The sequence below is a fragment of the Psychrobacter sp. PL15 genome, from assembly GCF_035984995.1.
In the GTDB taxonomy this organism is placed as follows: Bacteria; Pseudomonadota; Gammaproteobacteria; order Pseudomonadales; family Moraxellaceae; genus Psychrobacter.
Map to the genome: position 1 here is coordinate 134,119 of NZ_JAXCIB010000009.1, position 6,806 is coordinate 140,924.

Annotated in this window: 6 protein-coding genes and 1 pseudogene; all 7 read right to left on the minus strand. The window is 42.1% G+C overall.

All coding sequences use genetic code 11. The annotated features are described in order from the left end of the window. Positions 1–2: 2 nt before the first annotated feature. A complete protein-coding gene (mutL, locus tag RCH20_RS09475) occupies positions 3–1,823 on the minus strand; it encodes a DNA mismatch repair endonuclease MutL (RefSeq protein ID WP_327193412.1) in 1,821 nt (606 codons plus the stop codon). 329 nt (positions 1,824–2,152) lie between these two features. Further along, positions 2,153–2,584 (minus strand): annotated as a pseudogene (tsaE, locus tag RCH20_RS09480) (tRNA (adenosine(37)-N6)-threonylcarbamoyltransferase complex ATPase subunit type 1 TsaE); the annotation flags it as partial. Beyond that, positions 2,577–3,179, minus strand: a complete 603-nt coding sequence (locus tag RCH20_RS09485) for a 6-pyruvoyl trahydropterin synthase family protein (RefSeq protein ID WP_209957120.1) — start codon at positions 3,177–3,179, stop codon at positions 2,577–2,579. The pseudogene tsaE and the gene RCH20_RS09485, both read right to left, overlap by 8 nt. Before the next feature lie 845 nt (positions 3,180–4,024). Then, positions 4,025–4,357 (minus strand): YnfA family protein, encoded by a 333-nt coding sequence (locus RCH20_RS09490; RefSeq protein WP_209957118.1) that lies wholly within the window; start codon positions 4,355–4,357, stop codon positions 4,025–4,027. Between the two features lie 60 nt (positions 4,358–4,417). Beyond that, positions 4,418–5,260, minus strand: a complete 843-nt coding sequence (locus RCH20_RS09495) for a PhzF family phenazine biosynthesis protein (RefSeq protein ID WP_327193414.1) — start codon at positions 5,258–5,260, stop codon at positions 4,418–4,420. Positions 5,261–5,337: 77 nt separating this feature from the next. Beyond that, positions 5,338–5,799, minus strand: coding sequence for a methyltransferase family protein (locus RCH20_RS09500; RefSeq protein ID WP_209957114.1), 462 nt, complete (start codon positions 5,797–5,799; stop codon positions 5,338–5,340). Positions 5,800–5,940: 141 nt separating this feature from the next. After that, the gene (locus tag RCH20_RS09505) at positions 5,941–6,525 is read right to left on the minus strand and encodes an HD domain-containing protein (RefSeq protein WP_327193415.1); all 585 of its coding nucleotides are present in this window, start codon (positions 6,523–6,525) and stop codon (positions 5,941–5,943) included. Between the last annotated feature and the right edge of the window lie 281 nt (positions 6,526–6,806).

The following is a 6,806-nucleotide window of genomic DNA, read 5'->3' on the forward strand; positions in this document are numbered from 1 at the left end:
TTTTATGTTGACGCGTTTGATAGCATGGCTTTGAGTAGCTGCTCGGTATTGAGCATAAAGTGGGCATGAGTACTGAGTGCTTGTTCAATGGTTTCTTTAAATGCTATTAACTGCTGAGTAGACATGCGCTCGGCACAGCTATTTATTTGCTGATTGATCATCGCAGCGCTAGCTGGCACAGTATTTTTCTTGTCAAGCGCTTGCTCCAAGCACTGTTGTTCACCTAACGTCTGGGACTCCGGTTTAGCCTTAAATACCGACTGCCAATTTTCTTGCCAACGTTGTTGATCGATGAGCAAACATTGTCCTTGACTATAAAACAATAACCACGGCAATGATGACTGGTCATCACTTTCAATTGTAGCAGCCGAAGTCGCTTGATAACGTTGAGAGACATCATCAATCACGTTTAAGCAGTGCGGTAAGGGTGAGTTACTAAAGGCAGATGGCCTATCATTGGTACTACTACTTAGGCTATTTTCTTTGTCAAAGCTACTATTATCAGTACTATTAATATCGAAATATGATGGTTCTGGCAATGGTTTGTTTAACAGCTGTTGCTTATCTGAGTGCTGATATTGAGACTGAGGCGCTCGCACTTGCTGGTGTGAAGTCGCATCCTTCAAAGGAGTATCTTTGAATGAAACTGCTTCATGTGAGTGGTTATCTAAAGGTGCTGCACGAATTGACGCTTGCGAGGTATTTGTGTTTATCTTTTTGAGTTTAAGAGCGATGACATGACTTAAATGCGCCATAACATTGTTTAAAGGACTGATTTTGATACGCTGCTTAGTGGGATGCACATTAATATTAAGCCAATGTCCGGGTAATTCAAAATATAGTGCGTAGCCGATACCAGCGAGTTGAGCATTGGTTGCAAGCTGACGTAGCTGGTTGCTAATAGCGATCTCTTTAACCAAACGGCCATTCACGTAAAGTAGCTTTGGCAGAGAGGTAGAGGTGGCTTGATTGCTCTGCTCATTAGTAACTGGCCATAACCAACCGCTGATAGTTGCTCGCTTGTTGGGATAGTCAGAGGAAATGTTTGACTCGTGTAAAAGACTCGATAGATCTACTGTTATTTCTAGCGCATTATCAACTAAGGCGAGCCCTAATGCTTGCTCAAGACGCGACAAAGGTAGATGATTCTCATTACTACCAGCTGTACTACCAACCGCGCTGTCAACTGAAGTTGCCGATAACGTTAAACGTTTTTTTTGATCATGATAAAGGCTTAAGGTCACATCCGCACGCGCTAAAGCTACCTCACGGACAACGATTTCAATATGAGCAAACTCAGTACCAATAGACTTAAGATTACCGCGCCGCGCCGGTACGTTAAAATATAGGTCCTTTACTGTAATCGTTGTACCTTGGTTGTGCACGACCGGCGTTAGCTTGGGTGTATCTGCCAACACGCCAGCGACTTGCAACTGACGGCCAATGCCACTGTCATTATGGCTGCTAGTCAGTGTTAGACGAGAAACAGCCGCTGTGGCTGCGAGCGCCTCACCGCGAAAACCTAGCGTACTAATACCGTGCAAATTAGCGATATCAGCGACCTTGCTGGTCGCATGACGAGTAATCGCCATCACCATGTCATCGGGATGAATACCATCACCATTATCCACGACTTCAATCATACCCATGCCACCTTGGGTAATGCGTATTTCTATATCAGTAGCGCCAGCATCAATAGCATTTTCTAACAGCTCTTTAACCACAGCCGACGGGCGGGTCACCACCTCACCGGCTGCCAATTGATTGATTAGCAGTGGTGATAGCTTTTTGATACGGGTATCAGAATAAGTATTATCTGGCATAATAAAGGTCATATTGAAGGTTAGGACACTGGATTTTGGTACTTAGTTTTGAAGCTTAGTTTTGAAGCTTAGAACTTAATGGTGAAAATTTTGGCAAGAAGACTATGCTCGAAATCAGTATTACAGTTAAAGCGTTCATTATTAATAAGGCTTTAAAGAGTCAGTGCGGATAAATCAATCCCTTGCGCCTGCCCTAATCGTGACAGTCTGAGCTCCACTTTCCGTAATTCCTTATTTCTTTGAGCACTGTCAATTTGAATGCCGCCACTTTGAATGCCGTCACTTTGAGCATTGTCACTTTGAGCACTGTCATCTTGAGCACTATCACCTTGAATCATATCAATAAACAATGTTGGCGGTGGTAGATAGCTGTCAGCACGACTGGCCCATTCAATAATGATCAGTGCGTCCGGTTCATCAAGATACTCATCAAAGCCAATGAAAGACAGCTCTTCTGGATCTTGTAGGCGGTATAAGTCCGCATGATAGACCGGCTTACTCATGCCATCATTCTGCTGAATATAATAAGGCTCAACTAAAGTATAGGTTGGACTTTTGACCGTTCCAATATGGCCTAACGCCTGCAGCCAATAACGAGTTAAAGTGGTTTTACCTACGCCTAAATCACCTGACAGCCATACGCTACCTGATAACGGTAAAGTGGCTAACTGCTGGGCTAAGCGCTGGGTATCTGCCTCAGAAGTCAGCACTAACGTTATCGACTGTTGATTACTTTTGGAGCGCTCATCGTCATTAGACATCTGGCTGCACCTGCATAGTCACCGATGGATTGATAAAACGCTCACCGCGTATTAGTTTGGCATATAGCTCTGGATCATGCCATTCAGCACAAACTTGCGCGCTAAATTCAAACTTATCCAGTTCAAGCTTACCCATCTGATCATTGGCCACATCATCAGCAAAGCATTGTGCATAACCGGTTGCTGTTTCGTGAGCAATTACTGAATACACACTCACATCAGCCTCACCATTTTGCATCTGGGTTTGCTGTAATACTTGTTGCGCCCAAAAAAATATTACCCGTGAAAACTGCTCAGCTGATGGAGAAACCGGCAAACTTATCCAGCGGGCACTGAACTTTTTGCAAGCAGCGATATACTCAGGATCGTCTTGATTCCAAAAACAAATCGCGTGATCAAAGCTATCAATAATGTCTTTGATTGAGGACTTCAACAGCCCAAAGTCATAAACCATATGTCCATGATCTAAGCTATGAGCCTCAAGAATCAACTCAATCTGATAGCTATGACCATGAATGGAATGCTTGCAGCGCTCAGAGCTACAATTACGAACGATATGAGCATTTTCGAATTTAAAAAGTTTACGGATACGCATAATAGTAAATTAACCAAAACAGTGAGTGTCATTGTACTCGATGGACATGAATAATTATTTACCGAACCTAGTAATCGGCTTATATCTTATTATAGCAAATCGCCATCCTATCCGTAAGTAAGTGCTTATCAACGCTGTCGTCTATTTAACTCAATTTCAAACAATGAATTGCCCAAGCTAACCTTGTTAGACTGACGGAAACGACTTGTTGTAGTGCGTGCATCTACCTTCCACGTCATCTTTATTTTTTGGATGGGCTATTAGCTGGCAACAGCTAGCTATTGCTCGGTCTTAAGGCTATACTGATTTTGCTACGTATCAACAAAGCAGTACCATAGCAGCGACGGCGTAGCCTGTTAACAAACAGCCTAGTAATAAACACTACTTATAATACACAGCCTTTAGGTTGGTTAAAGCTGACCTTAAAGGGTTTGAAAACCTAGTTCAAAATTTTAGAAGCTATCTAAATTAGAAGCTATTTCAAAAAGGTCATCTCAAAAGGAGAGCATCATGAGTAAAGGTCAAGATAGTAAAAAAAACGTAAAAAAGAAACCGCTTTTAACAGCAAAAGAGAAAAAAGCGGCTAAACAATCGAAGAAAGACGATGGCAGCATTCTCGGAAAACACTAAATAGGACGGGCCATCCACAGACAACTAACTGCAGTTGCCTAGGGTGGCCATTGCCTGCCTAGCTATTGCCTGTCTAATCATGTTGGATCTCACCGCACCTTCATTGGTCTTCTAGCAGGCTTTTCGCCCTTGCTCTCTACTACAAAATCACGCGCCCAAACACGCTTTTCAAACCCGATGATTTGATTGTCAAGCGTCCGCTGGTAGTTAGTAATTTAGGCACTGCGTGGTGCAAACATAATAATAGCCATGCCTAACAGCGCTATCGCAGATCCTACGATGTCCCATATAGTTGGCCGAATACCATTGACTGTCCATAACCACATAATCGCCATAAAGATATAAACACCGCCATAAGCGGCATAGACTCTGCCCGCAGCGGTTGGATGTAGGGTCAACAGCCATACAAAAGCGACCAAACTCAACGCCCCTGGTATCAAAAGCCAAATCGACTTACCTTCTCGCAACCAAAGGTATGGTAAGTAGCAGCCGGCAATTTCCGCTAGCGCGGTAAGCATAAAAAGACCCACGGTCTTCAATTCAGACAAAACAACCTACTCCTTAAGTAAACCATAGCGCCAAACATTACCAAGTGGACACTTATAACGCTAAATAGTAATAAATCCTGTTAGATAGTGCACCGCATTGCCAGCAATAAACACTCTATCACCTGCAACAACACAGTCGACCACCCCGCCTCGACTTGACGCTTGATAACCAATTAATTCATTTTTACCCAGCCGCTCTGCCCACAATGGCGCCAAACCAGTATGACTTGATCCAGTTACTGGATCTTCGTCACCGCCATTTACGGGCCAAAAATACCTAGAGATAAAATCATATTTATTATATTGGTCTGACTCAGTCTTACAAGTAACCACCACATCTAAAGGCTTTAGCTGCTTCAAAGTGTCGTTATCACGAACTACCGACAGTACGTCAGACTCAGAGTGGTAAATAACAAAATACGCCTGGCCATTACAATAGACCTCAACAGGAGCAATAGATAAGCCCGCTAATAAACTCTCTGGGATACTATCGACCTTGTTAGGCTTAGTATTAGGAAAATTCATTTGAATTTTGCCAGAGTCTGTTTGTACGACTGACAGTGTCCCAACAGCAGTCACTAAAAAATTAATTACGGTTAGACTAGGGTTCTTTTTGAATAAGACAAAAGCTGATGCTAAGGTCGCATGACCACAAAAATCGATCTCAGTCAGTGGCGAAAACCAGCGGATATGATAGGTAACGACTGTATCTGACTGGTCTTTATCATCTAGCGTATCTGGCTCATCCACCACTAGAAACGCAGTCTCAGATAGATTGTTTTCCATCGCAATAGACTGCATCAAATCATCACTTAACCAGCTATCTGTGATAATAACTGCCGCTGAGTTTCCTTTAAACAGGGTATCCGTAAAGGCATCAATAACGTTGATTTCGAGTTGCATTTTATTTTCCTACCTTTGATAGCTTGTCGTTTTTAACCTTTAAACACAATCATCTAACATAAAGTATTTATTAGCGACTATAGCCACCGGCGCACTTTCGCTAGATAGACTTGATACTTATTGCCAAACTTCTTCGCCATAATCCTTTCTTCTGGTTGAATTTGAAAGTGGCTTATATAAATGATAAAAATGGGAATGAGAGCAAACGCTAATAAGTTAGACAAATATAGCCCCCAACCTGATAAAACAAGCACCAACCCTAGATACATAGGATTGCGCGTATATCGATAAATGCCATTGGTTACTAGACTGGTAGAATTGTGCGGCACATGCGGATTAATAGTGGTTTGTGCTTTTTTAAATTCAGTAACCCCCATGATGCTAATACCCAACCCTATAATCGTTAGAATAGCGCCCAGCCAAGCCGACCCAACCAGCGAAAACTGCAATGCGGGAAACATTCTAGATACCCCGTACATTACAGCACCTATAATTAAGGCTTGCAATGGCGGTGGAACTTTAAGCTCTAAAGACATCATAATGTCACCGTATAAAAACGTATCAATAGTAAACCTTAAACTATACGCTATTCTGTTATCGCTATTTGATGTACAACCAATCAACTATCAAAAAAAAACTTAAGCCAACGCTTACAGTCTGTAATACAATTATTATCGTAATCAAGAGTCTTGCAGCCAACCCTCTTGCACTGCTACCTGAATATTATCAAGCATCCATGAGTGGATTTCAGGGAAATCATGGGCAATGAATGCATGTGCTGCTAATACTTGAGATTTCTTTATGCCAAGCTCTCGCCAGGTTTTACCTTCGCTAGAAATATTATGTAAAAAAGGCAACATTCTATCTACTGCCTTTAGTAATTTAGTCTCTAAGCTATCGCCTGTTTCTTGCTCTTCCCACAGTTCAGAAAGCTCAGTAACCCCATTACCTGGATAGGTTTTTAAACGCTTTACACCTTCTCGCTCAGCGGTATGCGCGGTACTTCTGTCGCTAGCATAAAGAAAGGTATCGCCAGCGTCTATTTCACCTAAATCATGGATTAACGCTAGCTTCAGTAATTTTTCTTCAGATATGTCAAGATTAAAACTTCTTGAAATTGACCAGCAAGCCATAGCCAAATGCCATGAATGTTCAGCAGAGTTTTCAAGACGAGCGCCACCATCGATATAGGTGCGGCGGTTAACCAGTTTTAAGGCATCAAGCTCAAGAAAGTACTCTGTAATCGCCGTTAAATCATTCGACAATGTAAACTCCTTATAAATTAGTGAATTTCTGATTGGTAAAACCATATAAATTGGTTAGAAGAGTATAGGTTGCTAGAACAGCATATAACCTAGAGCAGCTTAACTGTTCTAGACAGTTAAAAGATTGAATTAGAAGCCTTGAATTAGCGACTATGAACTACCGACCACCTATAGAGGTAGCGGTTTCTTAGGTAATACCCATACTTGATACGATATTCTGTATCAGAGGTTAGGCAAATTCACTAAGCTAACCCTGTCGCACCGACAGTTTTGAGTGTTAC